The organism is Pseudoalteromonas sp. SG43-4 (genome assembly GCF_014164325.1).
In the GTDB taxonomy this organism is placed as follows: Bacteria; Pseudomonadota; Gammaproteobacteria; order Enterobacterales; family Alteromonadaceae; genus Pseudoalteromonas; species Pseudoalteromonas distincta.
Genome location: NZ_JACJFB010000019.1, coordinates 1 through 16,957, shown reverse-complemented (window position 1 = coordinate 16,957; position 16,957 = coordinate 1). Strand labels below are relative to the sequence as shown.

At 38.1% G+C, this 16,957-nt stretch carries 16 protein-coding genes; 12 read left to right on the top strand and 4 right to left on the bottom strand.

Going from position 1 to position 16,957, the window contains the following annotated elements; all coding sequences use genetic code 11:
* Positions 1–8: 8 nt before the first annotated feature.
* Positions 9–311, bottom strand: a complete 303-nt coding sequence (locus tag H5160_RS16290) for an isoamylase early set domain-containing protein (RefSeq protein ID WP_024595450.1) — start codon at positions 309–311, stop codon at positions 9–11.
* Between the two features lie 386 nt (positions 312–697).
* On the opposite strand from H5160_RS16290, the gene H5160_RS16285 reads away from it, so the two are divergent.
* Positions 698–1,630: a hypothetical protein gene (locus tag H5160_RS16285; RefSeq protein WP_024595451.1), complete on the top strand. Its 933-nt coding sequence runs from the start codon at positions 698–700 to the stop codon at positions 1,628–1,630.
* 59 nt (positions 1,631–1,689) lie between these two features.
* On the opposite strand, the gene H5160_RS16280 is transcribed toward H5160_RS16285, so the two are convergent.
* Both H5160_RS16280 and H5160_RS16275 read right to left on the bottom strand, forming a co-directional pair.
* The gene (locus tag H5160_RS16280) at positions 1,690–2,856 is read right to left on the bottom strand and encodes a cellulose-binding family II protein (RefSeq protein ID WP_182738006.1); all 1,167 of its coding nucleotides are present in this window, start codon (positions 2,854–2,856) and stop codon (positions 1,690–1,692) included.
* 518 nt (positions 2,857–3,374) lie between these two features.
* A complete protein-coding gene (locus tag H5160_RS16275) occupies positions 3,375–3,803 on the bottom strand; it encodes an Lrp/AsnC family transcriptional regulator (RefSeq protein WP_002958609.1) in 429 nt (142 codons plus the stop codon).
* A gap of 195 nt (positions 3,804–3,998) precedes the next feature.
* Here H5160_RS16275 and H5160_RS16270 point away from each other — a divergent pair, with 195 nt between their 5' ends.
* The 4 genes from H5160_RS16270 to H5160_RS16255 are packed head-to-tail and all read left to right on the top strand — an operon-like array spanning position 3,999 to position 8,602.
* A complete protein-coding gene (locus H5160_RS16270; RefSeq protein WP_182738005.1) occupies positions 3,999–5,204 on the top strand; it encodes an aspartate aminotransferase family protein in 1,206 nt (401 codons plus the stop codon).
* A gap of 50 nt (positions 5,205–5,254) precedes the next feature.
* Positions 5,255–6,289 (top strand): arginine N-succinyltransferase, encoded by a 1,035-nt coding sequence (gene astA / locus H5160_RS16265; protein WP_024595454.1) that lies wholly within the window; start codon positions 5,255–5,257, stop codon positions 6,287–6,289.
* A gap of 7 nt (positions 6,290–6,296) precedes the next feature.
* Positions 6,297–7,763, top strand: coding sequence for a succinylglutamate-semialdehyde dehydrogenase (gene astD / locus H5160_RS16260; RefSeq protein WP_182738003.1), 1,467 nt, complete (start codon positions 6,297–6,299; stop codon positions 7,761–7,763).
* Between the two features lie 35 nt (positions 7,764–7,798).
* Complete coding sequence (locus tag H5160_RS16255) at positions 7,799–8,602, top strand: DUF1338 domain-containing protein (RefSeq protein WP_182738001.1); 804 nt, start codon at positions 7,799–7,801, stop codon at positions 8,600–8,602.
* Positions 8,603–8,682: 80 nt separating this feature from the next.
* On the opposite strand, the gene H5160_RS16250 is transcribed toward H5160_RS16255, so the two are convergent.
* On the bottom strand, positions 8,683–9,963 hold the full coding sequence (locus H5160_RS16250; protein WP_002958615.1) for a flavohemoglobin expression-modulating QEGLA motif protein: 1,281 nt from the start codon (positions 9,961–9,963) through the stop codon (positions 8,683–8,685).
* Positions 9,964–10,109: 146 nt separating this feature from the next.
* On the opposite strand from H5160_RS16250, the gene H5160_RS16245 reads away from it, so the two are divergent.
* The 7 genes from H5160_RS16245 (at position 10,110) to H5160_RS16215 (ending at position 16,888) form a co-directional block, all read left to right on the top strand.
* The gene (locus H5160_RS16245) at positions 10,110–10,367 is read left to right on the top strand and encodes a DUF3081 domain-containing protein (RefSeq protein WP_008169639.1); all 258 of its coding nucleotides are present in this window, start codon (positions 10,110–10,112) and stop codon (positions 10,365–10,367) included.
* Positions 10,367–10,672, top strand: coding sequence for a hypothetical protein (locus H5160_RS16240; protein ID WP_002958617.1), 306 nt, complete (start codon positions 10,367–10,369; stop codon positions 10,670–10,672). The genes H5160_RS16245 and H5160_RS16240 overlap by 1 nt, the downstream gene beginning before the upstream one ends.
* 409 nt (positions 10,673–11,081) lie before the next feature.
* Positions 11,082–11,657 carry a transcriptional regulator BetI gene (gene betI / locus H5160_RS16235; RefSeq protein WP_182738055.1) on the top strand — a complete coding sequence of 192 codons (576 nt, stop codon included), beginning with the start codon at positions 11,082–11,084 and terminating at the stop codon, positions 11,655–11,657.
* Between the two features lies 1 nt (position 11,658).
* Positions 11,659–13,122, top strand: a complete 1,464-nt coding sequence (betB, locus tag H5160_RS16230) for a betaine-aldehyde dehydrogenase (protein WP_182716608.1) — start codon at positions 11,659–11,661, stop codon at positions 13,120–13,122.
* 11 nt (positions 13,123–13,133) lie between these two features.
* On the top strand, positions 13,134–14,801 hold the full coding sequence (betA, locus tag H5160_RS16225; RefSeq protein ID WP_182716609.1) for a choline dehydrogenase: 1,668 nt from the start codon (positions 13,134–13,136) through the stop codon (positions 14,799–14,801).
* A 158-nt stretch (positions 14,802–14,959) separates the two neighbouring features.
* Complete coding sequence (locus tag H5160_RS16220) at positions 14,960–16,177, top strand: BCCT family transporter (RefSeq protein ID WP_182737999.1); 1,218 nt, start codon at positions 14,960–14,962, stop codon at positions 16,175–16,177.
* Between the two features lie 9 nt (positions 16,178–16,186).
* On the top strand, positions 16,187–16,888 hold the full coding sequence (locus H5160_RS16215) for a TorF family putative porin (protein WP_024603578.1): 702 nt from the start codon (positions 16,187–16,189) through the stop codon (positions 16,886–16,888).
* The last annotated feature ends 69 nt before the right edge of the window (positions 16,889–16,957 follow it).

Sequence of the window (16,957 nt, the reverse complement as noted above, 5' to 3'; positions counted from 1 at the left end):
GAATCGCCTTAATTAGTGCGTTGAGTATTTACTATGCTGTTTTCTGTGCCAAATGTATTGCCGATATAACCGTCAGCTTGATGGTCATTATCCCAAATGTCTCCATTAATCAGATAACGAAAGTGAAATTGTTGATCGATAGGTAAGCGTTGCTTAAATTTAAACACACCTTGTTTTTTATAAAGCTTCATTGGCACTGGTTTCCAATCATTAAATTCACCTAATAAGCAAACTTCTTCTGCCTCTGGATGAGAAAATTCAAAAGTAACTTCAGCTTCATCTTTTGTTTTAAAAAAACGTTTATTCAACATAGCAGGCTCCAACTAAACCAAAAAGGGTACTTAATCTTTGCCACAGGCCATACAACTAAACAAAAAGGCGATGTGGTAACCATCTAAAAATCATTAAACGTGTTATTAGTTAAACAAAACTTTATTTACGCTTTATTACAGTGCAAATAATATTTCAATTGCACCAAAAAGGTGCATTTACCTTATATACAATACGCTTTAAATGATACTTAACATACAGAGCAATATTCAAACCAACAAACTATTAAAAACCTCATTAGTTCAATATATAAATATTTATAGCTGCAAATATCCGAAGAAAATTTAAAATCCTAAATTACTTTTTTTATATTACTTCATCATGGATAATACACATCATTCTAATACTCTGAAATATCATTAATTTCATGTTGAAAAAAACCATTTTAATAACTACCACCATCATTTTTTTAGTTGTAGCTGCATTTATTGGTACCTCAATTTATACCCTATACAGTAAAAAAGAAATTTCAGTTGACCCTAAATTAAAAGAAATATCAGGAATAGAATTTGATAAACAGCAACGTTTATGGGCTATTAACGACGGAGGCAATGAACCAAAGCTATACAGACTCAATAAAGACGGTTCTATTGCTAAAGAAATTTTAGTTGAAAACGCTAAAAACATTGATTGGGAAGACATGACCCAAAACAAATTTGGGCACTTCTTTTTAGGCGATTTTGGTAACAACAAAAACGATCGTAGATGGCTCACTATTTATAAAATAGAAAACCCGATAGATATAAAAACAGATACGACTCAAGCAGAAATAATTAAGTTTACCTACCCCGAAATGGATGGCAGTCCTATAAAGCCCAATAACCGTAATTTTGATTTAGAGGCATTTGTAGCTCTAGGACGTCACTTATATTTATTTACTAAAAACCGCACAGAGCCATTTGATGGTATTACTAAGGTTTATAAAGTGGGCGATCATGCTGCTAATTTTAAAGCCGAGTTAATAGATTCATTTAAAACATGTACCACTTTAGAAAAGCTATGCTGGATAACATCGGCTGCTTTAAGCCCTGATCGTAAAAAGCTGATATTACTTGATTCAACCAGTATTTGGTTATTCGAAAATTTTGAGGGTGATAAGTTTTTTTCTGGCGATGTATCAAAAATTGACTTAGGAATAGTAACTCAAAAAGAAGCTGTCACTTTTTTTGATGACAATACTATTGTATTTACAGATGAAGAGTTTAAAGGTATTGGCGGTAATGCTTATTTTATAAAGCTTGATGAAGCCAAAAAAGAAATTATAAGAAAAAAGCCGACCTCAGAAAAAATACATCCATAATATAATGTTAGCTAAGCAAAAGTTCCAAAGCTTAGCTAACTTATGTAAAAGGTATCGAGTTAGTTACTCTTTTCGTTTGACGAATGGAGTGCTTTTTCTACATCAACACCTAAAATCAACACTCCAATATGGCTATTATTATCTAAAACAGGAAAACTTAGCTGTACTTGAAAATGATGTGTTGATGCATCATATGTAACGCTATCAAAGTTATAGTCCTTTGACTGTTTAAATATTTTAGTAAACTTATTCTCATCTCCTTGCCAGTAATCACTGGTTAACTTACTTATTGCTATATTTTTTCCTTGGCTATCAGTCAATATAAGCTCAGTAACAACACCTTTAAACTGCGATTGCCATTTTTTAAATACCTTAGATAACGGTAAATCAAGCATAGTTAACGCATCAGCATGCCCAACGTGTTTACTTTCTTTTATCCATAGCTGGTCTCGTTTCATAATTTCAGGCTCACTCAAAGGAGACTCATTACTTATTTGAACTTCTTCGACTAAACTAGGTAAGTTTAATAAGGTTTTAGCGCTACTGTAGAGCCTATCAAGTATTTGCGTTTCTTCACTTTTTGATAGTAAAAATGGAGCTTGCGCACAAGTATTTATATTTTCATCGAACTGCTGCATAAATTCAGGAAGGCGTTTGATAAGTGAATGCGAAGCAAATAATCCCAAAGGTACATATCTAAAAAATTCTTTTTGGTACTCGTCTTTATTGATCCCTAGCTTAGAGGCTGCTAATTCAAAATCGTCTAAATCAAGTAGGATTCTATCAATCCGTTTATGGTGCATTACATTTACTATTTCTTCTAATGAATTTACTTCTACCTCAGCAATAATATTTTGAGTTTTAAACCAATTTGCTTGATAACTTCCTCTTACTGCACCATAAAGCATTTTATTTTTTGGTTTATTAATGCTCTCTGGGTGAGTAAACCAGTACCAGCTTTCTAAAAAAATGGGGGATGATATACGTCCATAAGCTTTCATTTCAGGCATTAAATGGGTTGTGAAATATCCATCTAAGCGCTCTAACTTTACTTCTCGACGTGCACGTAACCATGGCAAGGTTTGTAGCTGAAAAGGCGCTCCCATTTCAAATAAAATACACTCGACTTGGTTGACTGCATTATTAGGAGCTGTGGTGGGTAAGTTTGTCCCAAACTGGAGAGGCCCAGTTAAACCTAACAAAAGAGTGAAAAGATATGCGGGCATAATCCATTGCTAAATAATGTACAAATTAAAACAAGTATAGTCATGCATATAAAAAAGTATTAATTTTCTTTACAAAATTTTGTACCTTATCAATAGCTTCAATATTTAAATCTATGATTTATTGCTATTAACTTATAAAAAGCACGCTTAAATATTTAAATTAATGCATTTATATCTAGGGTCTGTTTATCTTTGTGGATAAAAATTTGTTCAAACTAGGTGCTATTTAATTGCGGCGCAAGATTTATAAGCTAGTGTGCTCGATAACTGCTCCTGCGTTATTCTAATTGCTTACATCCATGTAAGAATAAATAAAAACCGAGCAAAGCTTCCGCGCCCTGCTCACGCCCCCTACCCTGCATCTATGTAGGCAACCAAGAGAAAATAGCGCCTAGGAAGAATCTTTTGGGGGCTGTTAATTTAACCTTGAAGGTTCAACAGACCCTAGCCTTTTTATTATTGACCTAAAGTATACCGAGTGTTCACTTAACGACTAAAAACAAAGGAACTCCCCAACCCTAGCGCTTAAATTTAGTTTCTAAAATTACAGAAGATGTTGTTCGCTCCACCCCATCAAGATTTCCTATATCGTCCAACAAATGACTAAGCTGTTCTAAATTTTGAGCTTGGACCACCGCAATTAAATCAAACTCACCACTTATGGCATAGAGCTGTGAAATAGCATCAATTTGCTTAAGCTCAATGTTTGTTTTAGTTGTTAATTTTTGTCTTACTTTTATAGACACATGAGCTGATACCATTTTACTGAGGTAGTCGTCACCGTAATCAACGCTATAGCCTTTAATTACACCGGTTTCTTCTAATTTGAGCATTCGGCTCTGTACTGTTGAACGAGACAAGTCAAGCATTCGCGCAAGATCAGAAATACTCGCTCTTGCATTTGTTTTTAGTACAGATAGTAGCTTTTCATCTTGTGGAGTTATCATAATGGTTATTTATTTCGTTATTTTGACTTTTATTTTAATCATTTTTCACAAAATAGCACTGCAATTTTAACAGCTAACCTTCGATAATGACGCCCTACAAGAAATAATAACGTGTTTGCTGAAGAATAAAGGCTATATTCTTCTTTGATTTAGCAACTAATCTTTTATCTAAGCCCTTCAATTTAGGTGTACAAAATGCAAGTAACAAGAGACTTATTTAACGACGTAATGGTACCAAACTATAACCCTTCTGCTGTTATCCCAGTTCGCGGTGAAGGCTCACGCGTGTGGGATCAAGACAATAATGAGTTTATTGATTTTGCCGGTGGTATTGCCGTTAACTGTTTGGGTCACTGTCATCCTGCATTAGTTAAAGCATTAAAAGAGCAAGGCGAAAAAATTTGGCATTTATCAAATGTTATGACCAATGAGCCAGCACTTCGTTTAGCTCAAAAAATGGTTGAAGCAACATTTGCTGATAAAGTTTACTTTGCAAACTCAGGCGCAGAAGCAAACGAAGCCGCTCTTAAATTAGCTCGTCGTTATGCATTGGACGTATATGGCGCTGAAAAAACGCAAATAATTGCATTTAATAAAGGTTTCCACGGTCGTACTTTTTTCACCGTAACCGTTGGCGGGCAAGCTGCATATTCTGACGGCTTTGGTCCAAAACCTGCTGACATAGTACATTGTGATTTTAACGATATAACGGCATTTGAAGCACTGATCAGCGATAAAACATGTGCAGTTATGATGGAACCATTACAAGGTGAAGGCGGTATTATTTCACCAACAGATGAATTTGCTAAAAAAGTACGCGAACTTTGTACTAAACATAACGCGTTACTTATTTTTGATGAAGTACAAACGGGTGTTGGTCGCACAGGCGATTTATACGCCTATGAAGGTTTAGGGGTTGTTCCTGACATTTTAACAACGGCAAAAGCATTGGGTGGTGGTTTTCCTATTGGCGCTATGATCACTCGTACACCTATTGCTGAGCATTTAAAAATTGGTACTCACGGTTCTACTTATGGCGGAAACGCACTTGCTTGTGCTGTGGCCGAAGCGGCATTTGATACAGTAAATACACCAGACGTACTAAACGGTGTTAAAGAGCGCGAGCAATTATTCCGTGACGGATTAAACGCAATTAACGAAAAATACAACGTATTTAGCGAAGTACGTGGTAAAGGCTTATTAATTGGCGCAGTACTAAATGACAAATTTGAAGGCCGCGCACGCGACTTTTTAGTAGCCAGTGCTAATAATGGTTTGATGAATCTTGTAGCGGGTATGAATGTAATTCGTTTTACACCGTCTTTAATTATTCCGTTTGAAGATATTAAAGAAGGCTTAGCGCGCTTTGAAAAAGCCGTTAGCGACGTAGTAAACGGTTAATATAGTTTAAATTAGCACGCCTACAGGCGTGCTATTGGAGCAAGCAATAAATGCAAGTATTACGTCCTATTACTGCCAATGATTTTGACGCGCTTAAACAAATAGCGATTGAATCCGGTCATGGGTTTACCTCTTTACCTGTGGACGATACACAGCTTAAAGAAAAAATTGAACGTGCTGAAAAAAGCTTTGCCAAAAACATTAACCAGCCACTTGATGAAAGCTATTTATTTGTTTTAGAAGACAGTGAAACAGGTGACGTTATTGGCACAACCGCTATAGAAGCCGCGGTAGGTTTATCGGTGCCTTTATATCATTATCATTTGGGTAAAACAGTACACCACTCGCCTACTTTAAATGTATATAACACCGTTGATATTTTAAGCATGTGTAACGACTACACTGGTTGCTCAGAAATATGTACATTATTTTTGCGCGAAAATAGCCGTAAAGGTTTAACAGGTCGATTTTTATCTCGTTCACGCTTTTTGTTTATGGCTCAGCACAGCGAGCGTTTTGCCGATACTGTTATCGCAGAAATGCGCGGTGTTAGCGACGAAGACGGTCATTCTCCTTTTTGGCAATGGCTACAAGAGCACTTTTTTAGTATCGAATTTCCACAAGCGGATCACTTAGTTGGCTTAGGCGATAAGGTGTTTATTAGCGAGTTAATGCCTAAGTACCCTATTTATGTGAACTTGCTTAGTAAAAAAGCCCAAGCAGTGATTGGGCATGTGCATGAAAAAACAAAACCTGCGCTAAAACTATTAGAAAAGGAAGGTTTTGAGCACAGAGGCTACGTTGACTTATTTGATGCAGGCCCAACAGTTGAAGCAAAGCTTGGAAATATTCGCAGCATTCGCGACTCTCAAGTTTGCCCTGTTACGATTGGCGAGCTTGATCACATATCACAAAATAGCTCTGATACGCTGGCCGTATGTAATCAAGGCGTAAGTGGCTTTAGAGCGACATTTACCAAAGACGCACACTACAATCATGCAAAACATACCCTCGTCATTAGCCAAGATGTGGCTAAGGCGCTTAATTTAAGCCAAGGAGATGCAGCGCGATTTTTCCGCCTGTAAATAATTTATGAATACACACCTAATTAATAATCAGTGGCATGTGGGACTTGGTCCAGCATTTGAGTCAATCAATCCAAGTAATGGCGATGTGGTATGGCAAGGTAATGGCGCAAACACTGATCAAGTAAATTCAGCTATAAAAGCAGCTAGAGCCGCGCAATTACAATGGGCAGACAAACCACTTAAAGAGCGTATCTCCATTTTAGAAAACTTCGCAGCACAATTAAAAGAACACAGCGAAGAATTTGCTACTATTATTGCACGCGAAACGGGTAAGCCATTATGGGAAACCCGCACCGAAGTGGGCGCAATGACAGGTAAAGTAGCTATATCTGTAAAAGCGTACCATGAGCGTACAGGTACAACCGAAAACCCAATGCCCGGTGCTAAAGCGTTTATTAGACACAAACCGCATGGCGTTGTGGCTATTTTTGGCCCATATAACTTTCCGGGGCATTTACCAAACGGGCATATTGTTCCTGCAATTTTAGCCGGTAATACTGTTGTATTTAAGCCATCAGAATTGACTCCACACGTTGCAGAATTTACCCTCTCACTTTGGTTAAAAGCAGGTTTGCCAGCGGGTGTTATTAACCTTGTGCAAGGTGAAATTGAAACTGGTAAAGCGCTTGCTTCTCATAAAGATATAGATGGCTTGTTTTTTACCGGTAGCTCAAACACAGGTCACTTATTACATAAACAGTTTGCAGGACACCCTGGCAAAATTTTAGCACTTGAAATGGGCGGCAATAATCCTCTTATTGTAAAAGATGTGAGCGATATAAGCGCCGCTGTACACGATATTATTCAATCAGGCTTTATTACCTCAGGTCAGCGCTGTACGTGTGCACGTCGCTTATTTATTGAAAAGTCGCTCAATGGCGATGCTATTTTAGAAAAGCTAATAAGCGCAACTAAAAACATAGTTGTAGACGACAGCTTTGCTACAGAGCAGCCTTTTATGGGTGCAATGATAAGCGAAAAAGCAGCACTGGGTATGGTCGCCGCGCAAAGTGAATTAGTCTCAAAAGGTGCACAAATCCTTGTTGAACTTAAGCAATTAAAACCAGGCACAGGTTTTGTAAGCCCGGGCATTATTGATGTAACAAGCATTACCGATATGCCAGATGAAGAGCATTTTGGACCGCTAATTAAAGTGTATCGTTATACCGACTTTGACAGCGCAATTATTGAAGCCAACAACACAAGCTTTGGTTTATCTGCAGGTTTACTTAGCGACAGTGAAGATGATTACACTCACTTCTTAAAGCGCATTCGTGCCGGTATTGTTAACTGGAACCGCCCCATTACAGGTGCCTCTAGTGCAGCTCCATTTGGCGGTATTGGCGCCAGTGGTAATCACAGAGCAAGTGCATACTATGCCGCCGATTATTGCGCATACCCTGTCGCATCTGTGGAGTCAGACAAAGTGAGCTTACCGCAAACCCTAGCGCCGGGCTTAGTAATTGAATAAGCAATAAAACCAAATTTTAGATTTAAGGACTTAACATGCATACTGATGTAAACACATTATTTGAGAACCTTTGGGAAAACTATTTAAACGTAACTCCATCGGCAGATAAAATTCATGACCTTTTAGGGTCAACGCAAAAAGATGACATCATTAACGATCATATTGCGCTGCGTACATTTAATATAGAAAAAGTGGGTCTTGAAAAGCTCGCCGCTCACTTTTTAGCAATTGGTTACAAAGAATGTGGTGAGTACCACTTTGAAGCTAAAAAACTTTACGCAAAACACTATGAGCATAGCGATCCTAATCAGCCAAAAGTATTTATCTCTGAACTATTAGTAGAAAAATGCTCGCCAGAGTTACAAGCCATCGTGACAGATATGGTAAGTCAAATTGACGAAAGTGCAGTTACAGCAGACAACTTTTTATATTCAGGCACGCATTGGCAAGTAAGCACCGATACTTACAAACAACTGCTAGCTGAAAGCGAATATGCAGCGTGGATGTCGGCGTGGGGTTACCGTGCCAATCACTTTACCGTAAATATTAATACGCTTGCTAAGTTTGATAACATTCATGATGTTAACCAAGCTCTAAAAAATGCAGGTTTTTCACTTAATACGTCAGGCGGTGAAGTTAAAGGCTCACCAGAGGTGTTACTAGAGCAATCGTCAACACTTGCTGATGAATACTCTGTTACCTTTAGTGACGGTGATATGAGCATTCCTAGCTGCTTTTATGAGTTTGCTATTCGTTACCCTAAAGCAGACGGCGAGCTTTATACTGGTTTTGTTGCAGCCTCAGCTGACAAAATATTTGAAAGCACGAACGCTCGATAGCAAAACCTAAAGTACCTTATTTTAAAAAGCCCGTTATGGGCTTTTTTTATGTCGATGTGTCGATAAGTTATATTGATTAATTATAAAAATAGCGGTTTATAATCGTTTTCTAACTTTTCAAACGACAAGTCGCCAATAAAACGACCGAAGCTCAACCAAGTTGCCAAACCGCGTAAATCTTTAAAGTGTGGTGGTACAAATTGTGGACTCTCTATTACACCTAAATCATGAAGCTGCGATATTAATCTAAAATCATCTATCGATATTTTACCTACCAGTAATAAAGGAAGTCTATCTATTCGACCAAGCTGTATTGCAACGCGTATTAAGTTATAAACCAGTACAAAGCCTTTAATGTAAGCAATATCTTTTGTAAAAGGCAAACCTGTTGGCGTACTGCCTCTAAATACACGCTGCGCAAGTGTGTAGCTGTCATCTTTTGATAAACCTTGCGCTACGTAATCACGGTAAATGTCTACAAACTCGGCGCCATCTATTACCTTTGTAACGGCTTGAATACGATTCACTAATTTAGATAAACGCCTTGGAGTTGATTTTAAAGTAATAATTTCGGTAAGGACCGCTAAGCCTTCTTGGGTAATAGTGGAGCTTGGCGTGCCTTTACTCAAACACGTTAAATAAGGCTGAGCTAAACCATTTTGAGTGGTACCGACGTGTATCCACCCTTCGTGAACTTCTAAAATATCAAGTTCGCGCTGAGAAAACTTAACATCTTGATTAAGCTTTATATTATTAGCACCTGCGGCTGCATCACTAACAATACCATCGCTAAGCATTACCTCAACGTTTATGCCTGCCATACTAGCAGTTACTTGCTCAGACAGAATACGCACTGCATCAACAGCATCAATATTTTTAGGGTCGTCAGGCAGTATGTCGGCTATAAGTAAATTTTGCAGCGGTTTATCTAGCATATTAGCTAGCTCAGAAAGTGAGGGCTCACCGGCATGAAATAAATCTTTAGGGTGACCAAATAACTCCACCGATAAGTCATGAAACTCTGGTGTGCCACGATACTCAAGCATACTTAATACTGTTTTATACTCTGTGCACATTTTTCCCATGTATTGAGCTATGGGATTTAACTGCCCCAATTGGTTAATAATGTTACGGTGCAAAGTAGAAAACGCTTGGCGTAACTCGCTAGGTACAAAACCAAGATCGCGCTGTTGATAGTATGCACGATCGATCAGTGGATTTTTTTGACATTTTTGTCTAAAAAACTCCTCTTTAGTTTGTTTATCCCAATTAATAGCATCGAGTATCCTAATAGGCGTTTGCAATGCAATTAATTGATCCGATAACTCACGAGTTTTTAGTAGTAACGCCTTGTCTATCATGGTGTAAGCTCAACAATAAATGAATTTTGAGCATAATTTAAAAAGGCCAAATTACAAAGCAATATCACATTTTTTTAGCTATTGTTTTTAAGATGATCGACCCTCATATCTATATCGTATTAGCTTTTTAATAAAAGGTATAAAACATGAAAAACGAACTCGACAATAAACAGATTTTAGCAGTATATGAACGCATAATTCAAAAAGGTGAAATGACTGATGAAGGCAAACATTATCAGGGAGTTACTGCATATTCAGACGTAGACGGTTACACCGTATATCTACAAGGTAGCGGCGTAGAACTGCGCTTTGGTTTTCATAATACTTACCACCTTGACTACGAGCATGAAAAGCATAAAGACGACTTTTTGAAAAAATTATATAACATTGCAAACGAGAGCTAATGCACCCACGAAAACTAAGACACCGCCCGACCAGTAAGCTCAATACTACTTTTATTAATCAAGTAGTAGAAGAGCTTAAAGCTAATCCAAGTAAAGTCTCTATTATTCAAGACAACCTAGAACAGTACCGTTCTCAAACTCATTTAAAGCGTGGTTTTTTACTGGCTATAGAGCGCTTTGATTGGGTATTTGAAGCAAGCAAAGATATTGATTTCATTTGCCAGCAAATTTTAGCTGATGACTACATTGGCAATAGACTAAGACGTTACCCCCTACTTTTTAAAGGCGTTATTAATAATGCCTAACCTTTCAATACCAAGCGCTTTAAAGCGATAAAACCACAAAGTTTACTCTCCATATAAATTTATTAGAGCACTAAGCAATTGCAGGTTTAGTGTTCTTTTGTATCAAAATAATACTATTAGTACTCTAACTATTATTGTTCTAATGGTTTTTTGACATTTTATTCATTTATTGCTGTAAACAAATCATTACTATTATTAAATTTAAAAATTAGATTCTCAAGCTACTGTTTTAAATGAAATTAAACAAATAAAAACCACATCTTCTTTGTCCTATTAATTGCTCTTTTATTAATGATTAATCTACATTTTGGCATCTAGGTATTTACTTCAGCCTTGAATTGTTAGAGCTATTACCTTAAGCTTATGTTTATTGAACGTTCAATTAATAAAAATTATGCCTAAAGTTGGAATGGAACCTGTCAGGCGTCAGCAGCTAATTGACGCAACTATAGAGTCAGTTGCTACTAAGGGACTACAAGGCACAACTATAAACAGCATTAGTAAAAATGCAGGTTTATCGTCGGGTATTATTAGTCATTATTTTGGTGGTAAGCAGGGGTTAATTGAAGCCACGGTTAGATACTTACTAACAAGCTTAAAACAAGACTTGATAGGCAAAGTAAATCATCAAACAAATGCGACTGAACGTTTAATGTTTATTATCGAAGCCAACTTTGCGCTTGTACAACAGCGTAATGATACAACCCGAACGTGGTTAAGTTTTTGGGCGCAATCGATGCATGATGAAGAATTACACCGACTACAAAATGTAAACAGTAAACGCTTGCAAAGTAATTTAGCATTTTCTTTTAAGCAATTAATGCCTATTGAGCAAGCAAATCAAGCTGCAGAACTTAGCGCCGCAATGATCGATGGCCTATGGTTAAGAGCAGTACTGAGTAAATCAGACAATAATCAGTTTAAACACAGTGAAAAGTTAGCAAAGAGCTATGTACTTTCACTTATCAAGCAATATGGAGCCTAGCGTGACTACACCTGTCTATCAAAATTTTATTAACGGCCATTTTCTTGCAAACCAGAGCGGCAAAACATTTGATGTAACAAACCCAGCAACGGGTGAGGTTATTTACGCAGTAGAAATTGCCGACGAATTTATTCAAAACGCAGCCATTGCCAGTGCAAAGCAAGGTTTTGCACAGTGGTCAGCAATGACACCTATTGAACGTAGTCGTATTTTATTAAAAGCAGTGGCTATTTTACGCGAGCGCAATGATGAGCTAGCACTTGTAGAAGTACTCGACACCGGCAAACCAATGCAAGAAGCTAATTGTGTTGATATTGAAACCGGCGCTGATGTAATTGAATACTTTGCAGGCCTTGCGCCAGCACAAGTAGGCCAACAACAAATAGTTGGTGATGACTTTTACTACACACGTAAAGAGCCATTAGGTATCTGTGCGGGTATAGGTGCATGGAACTACCCACTACAAATTGCATGTTGGAAGTCGGGCCCTGCCCTTGCTGCTGGTAATGCATTTATATTTAAACCATCTGAAGAAACACCACTTGGCGCTATTAAACTTGCAGAAGTGTTTGTTGAAGCTGGTGTACCTGCAGGTGTGTTTAATGTTGTTCAAGGCGCAGGCGATGTAGGCCAGTGGCTAACGCAGCATAGCGATATTGATAAAGTATCGTTTACGGGTGAAGTAGGCACAGGTAAAAAAGTAGTAGCGAGTGCTGCCGGTACGTTAAAAGATGTCACGATGGAACTTGGTGGTAAATCTCCACTATTAGTATTTGATGATGCCAACATAGAGCAAGCGGTTAGCGCTGCTATGTTAGGTAACTTTTATACGCAAGGCGAAATTTGTACTAACTGTACACGTATTTACGTTCATAAAAATGTATATCAGCAGTTTATTGATGAACTTAAAGCGCGCACTGAGAAAAACATTATTGCTGGCGACCCACAAGATTTAAATACAAACTTTGGCGCACTTATCTCTAAAAAGCACCAAGAACTAGTAATGAGCTACGTTAATAAAGGCATCGAAGAAGGTGCAACGCTATTAACTGGTGGTACAACGCTTTCACCTGAATCTGCACCTAATGGCTATTTTGTAGCACCAACTGTGTTCATTGATTGCAACGACGATATGACAATCGTTAAAGAAGAAATATTTGGCCCTGTAATGAGCGTGCTTGTTTTTGACGACGAAGACGATGTTATTGCACGCGCTAACGCAACCCACCTAGGCTTGGCCGCAGGCGTATTTACTAGCGATATTAAACGTGCGCACCGCGTTATCCATAAGTTACAAGCCGGTATTTGTTGGATTAATGCATACGGTAACTCACCTGCTGAAATGCCTGTTGGCGGTTATAAGCAATCGGGTATTGGCCGTGAAAATGGTATACAAACTCTTGATCAATACACGCAAACTAAGTCTATTTATGTTGGTATGGCCGACATAGAAAGCCCATTTTAAGGCGCCCTACTATGAGTAATCATTACGACTATATTATTGTTGGCGCGGGTTCGGCGGGTTGTGTTTTAGCAAACCGTTTATCTGAAGATTCAAGTAACCGCGTGTTACTACTTGAAACTGGCGGTAGTGATAAAAGTATTTTTATAAAAATGCCAACCGCGTTATCTATTCCTATGAATAGTGACAAATATGCATGGCAGTTTCATACGCAGCCTGAGCCTCATTTAGATAACCGTGAGATGCATTGTCCTCGAGGCAAAGTATTAGGCGGCTCGTCATCTATCAACGGCATGGTATACGTACGTGGCCATGCAAAAGATTTTGACGAATGGCAGCAACACGGTGCAAACGGCTGGGATTACCAATCGTGTTTACCGTATTTTCAAAAAGCAGAAAGCTTTTATCTTGGTGAAAATACTTACCGTGGTGGCAAAGGCCCGCTTGGCGTTAATAACGGCAACGAAATGAAAAACCCGCTTTACCGCACCTTTATCAAAGCAGGTGTACAAGCCGGTTACGCGTCTACAGATGATTATAATGCATCGCAGCAAGAGGGTTTTGGCCCAATGCACATGACTGTAAAAGACGGCGTGCGCAGCTCTGCTTCGCGTGAGTATTTAGACCCTGTTAAATCGCGTAGTAATTTAACAATTATTACAGGTGCACTAGCACAGCGCGTGATTTTAGATGGTAAAAAAGCCACAGGCATTGAATACAAAGTAAATGGCGACGTTAAAACAGCACATGCTGCAAAAGACGTAATATTAAGTGCAGGCCCAATCGGCTCTCCACATATTTTACAACTCTCTGGTATTGGTGATACTCAATCGCTTGAAAAAGCAGGCGTTGAAGTACAGCATCATCTACCAGGTGTAGGTCAAAACTTACAAGATCATCTTGAGTTTTACTTTCAATACAAGTGTAAGCAACCTATCACGCTTAACGGCAAACTAGGCATTGTTTCAAAAGGGTTGATTGGTGCGCGCTGGTTATTAACGCGTTCGGGTTTAGGTGCAACGAATCATTTTGAATCGTGTGCGTTTATTCGCTCAAAACCAGGTGTTGAATGGCCAGATATTCAATATCACTTTTTACCAGCGGCTATGCGTTACGATGGTAGAAGTGCATTTGCAGGTCATGGTTTTCAGGTACATGTGGGTCATAACAAACCAAAAAGTCGCGGTAGTGTCACTATTGCTTCTGCGAACCCTGAGCAACCACCAACCATTTTATTTAATTACCTTGAACACCAAGACGATATTGAAGGCTTTAGAGCGTGCGTTCGCTTAACACGCGACATAATCGAACAAAGTGCCTTTGATGAATACCGCGATGAAGAAATTCAACCAGGTAAACATATTCAAACAGATGAAGAAATAGATGCCTTTGTACGCCAAGCCGTAGAAAGTGCCTACCACCCTTCTTGCTCATGCAAAATGGGTGAAGATGATATGGCCGTTGTTAATTCAAATACGCAAGTACATGGTATTGAAGGACTACGTGTTGTTGACTCATCTATATTCCCAACAGTTCCTAACGGAAACTTGAATGCGCCTACTATTATGGTTGCCGAAAAAGCAGCTGACATAATTTTAGGTAAAGAACCATTACAGAAATCGGATGTGAATGTTGCCATAACAACAAACTGGCAAGAAACACAACGTAGTACGGAGATCTAACTTTAGCCACATGCTTAGGTTTAGTCTCGTCGGGCTAAACCAATGCGTGCCTTGCAGTGGCACACGATGTAAATAGGTTACGTTGTGTTAATGCGAGAATAAAACAATAAAATACGGAGTGCTTATGAATTATTTTTATTCATTACTGGAGGGTAACAATGACTATTTGGCTTAATGCAGGCATCATTTTTACCTTACTTGCTATTATCACTATTTTAATTAAATGGGGTAATGTTCGCGTAGTAGGTGTAACACCAGTTCGAACCTTTACCTTTATAGCAATACTATTTACTTCTGGCCTAGATGTTGGCCTTATTATGTTTCCTTTAACTGAGTTTGCAGGTTATGCAGACATAAAAGCAAGCCCAGAATACGCGTTTGCAAATCCACTGGCTATTGAGTTTGGCTACTGGGGATTTTTGATCTGGGGATTTTACTTTCTTACGTGCTTTTATTTCTGTGTAATAGAACCTAAAGTGAAATTTTTCGAAATTCCTTGGGTTAAATTTATCAATAACGTTGTAATTATTGGTACATGTGCATTTACCGCTTATTTACTGCTTTCAAACCTACCATGGTATTTACCCGAATTAGGCGATGGAACAAGTATAGTTTCTGAGTTTTACTTAATTGTGTTTGCTGCTATCTGTTTTGCTGTGTACTCAAGTACTGATATTAAATATGTACGTATTTTAAGTATTTCTACTACGTGGTTATTCTTAGCTTTAATCGCCTTTATGTGGACTGGCGCATTTGTGATAGGTGATGGTCAAATGTCAGCATTTACAGATAACTTAGGTTCTATTGGTACTTACTTTGCAAACATTAATGAATTTGTTTTACCGCTTAATGATTACCATGAGTTTTACTTATTCTGGTGGTTTGCGTGGAGCATAATGATTGGTCAATTTACATCACGCTTTGTTGGTGGACTTAAAACATATCAAGTATTAGCTGCAATGTTGATTTTCCCTTCTATTCCTATTGCGATTTGGTTTAGCGTACTTTATCACTACCATGAAGCGGGCATCCCAACTCAAGGTATTAAAAACTTCGCTATGGTATTTGTAGGTATTGTATTTGTAATTAACTCACTTGATTCGTTAGTGCGTTTATATACAGATAACCTAAACTTTACCGTAAAGCGTTTTGGCAAAATGAAATACATAATCGGAAATGTTGTTGCTCTATCATTACTTACACTATTGTTTAAATTAGAATTTTTACAAATTCAGTGGGTAGGCGCATTAGTTATCGGCTTGTTCTTTATCTGTGCAGCCTTTATTGGTTACAGTAAATTTAAAACAGTAACGAATATAGATAGCTCACCAAAAGCAAACGCAATTGATTACACAAAAATAGACACAGTACACTAGGGATTAATAATGAATAACAAACTAAAACAACTTGTAGTAGCACTACCATTTGCACTTTTATCAACAACTGCAGCAGCTGATTGGTCAACAACAATCACTGCAGCGTCTGACTACACTTTTAATGGTGTAACACAGACCGATAGCGACCCTGCAATTCAAGGCAGCTTAGATTATGCCTTTGATAGTGGTGTTTACGCTGGTGTTTGGGCCTCAAACGTAGATTTTGGTGACGACACTGATTTTGAGCTTGATGCTTACTTAGGTAAATATGTACAACTTGATGAGCAATTTAGCGTTGATTACGGTATCGCTTATTACACTTATCAAGGTAATAACAGTGACGGTAACTACGCTGAAGCTTACACTAAGTTTGGTTATGCAAGTGAATACGGCCAAACTGAGCTTAACTTTTGGTATAGCTGGGATTACTTTGGAACAGGTGCGGGTCATGTAATTTCAATGGTTGCTCACACTTATGAACTAGCTCCAAATCACGCACTACGTGCAAGTTTTGATATTTCAAACTCACTTGATGGTGAAAAGTGGGCTTGGGATACAAACCAGAAAAAATCGTACAAGCACTACCGCCTAGCTTATCAAACAAGCTACGAAGGTTTTGGTATTGAAGTGGCTGCTGAAAACACTAGCTTAGATTACGATTATGCTGATGAGCGTATTGTACTTGCTGTTTCACGCACATTTGATCTTTAATACATTAATTACTGATTAAACAAAAAATGCCACTCTATTTAGAGTGGCATTTTTATTTGTAAAATAACT

Bases quoted from the DNA above. Each gene is read 5' to 3' on its own strand.
- H5160_RS16290 (WP_024595450.1), bottom strand. From the start codon at position 311: ATGTTGAATAAACGTTTTTTTAAAACAAAAGATGAAGCTGAAGTTACT.
- H5160_RS16285 (WP_024595451.1), top strand. From the start codon at position 698: ATGTTGAAAAAAACCATTTTAATAACTACCACCATCATTTTTTTAGTT.
- H5160_RS16280 (WP_182738006.1), bottom strand. From the start codon at position 2,856: ATGCCCGCATATCTTTTCACTCTTTTGTTAGGTTTAACTGGGCCTCTC.
- H5160_RS16275 (WP_002958609.1), bottom strand. From the start codon at position 3,803: ATGATAACTCCACAAGATGAAAAGCTACTATCTGTACTAAAAACAAAT.
- H5160_RS16270 (WP_182738005.1), top strand. From the start codon at position 3,999: ATGCAAGTAACAAGAGACTTATTTAACGACGTAATGGTACCAAACTAT.
- astA (WP_024595454.1), top strand. From the start codon at position 5,255: ATGCAAGTATTACGTCCTATTACTGCCAATGATTTTGACGCGCTTAAA.
- astD (WP_182738003.1), top strand. From the start codon at position 6,297: ATGAATACACACCTAATTAATAATCAGTGGCATGTGGGACTTGGTCCA.
- H5160_RS16255 (WP_182738001.1), top strand. From the start codon at position 7,799: ATGCATACTGATGTAAACACATTATTTGAGAACCTTTGGGAAAACTAT.
- H5160_RS16250 (WP_002958615.1), bottom strand. From the start codon at position 9,963: ATGATAGACAAGGCGTTACTACTAAAAACTCGTGAGTTATCGGATCAA.
- H5160_RS16245 (WP_008169639.1), top strand. From the start codon at position 10,110: ATGAAAAACGAACTCGACAATAAACAGATTTTAGCAGTATATGAACGC.
- H5160_RS16240 (WP_002958617.1), top strand. From the start codon at position 10,367: ATGCACCCACGAAAACTAAGACACCGCCCGACCAGTAAGCTCAATACT.
- betI (WP_182738055.1), top strand. From the start codon at position 11,082: ATGGAACCTGTCAGGCGTCAGCAGCTAATTGACGCAACTATAGAGTCA.
- betA (WP_182716609.1), top strand. From the start codon at position 13,134: ATGAGTAATCATTACGACTATATTATTGTTGGCGCGGGTTCGGCGGGT.
- H5160_RS16220 (WP_182737999.1), top strand. From the start codon at position 14,960: ATGACTATTTGGCTTAATGCAGGCATCATTTTTACCTTACTTGCTATT.
- H5160_RS16215 (WP_024603578.1), top strand. From the start codon at position 16,187: ATGAATAACAAACTAAAACAACTTGTAGTAGCACTACCATTTGCACTT.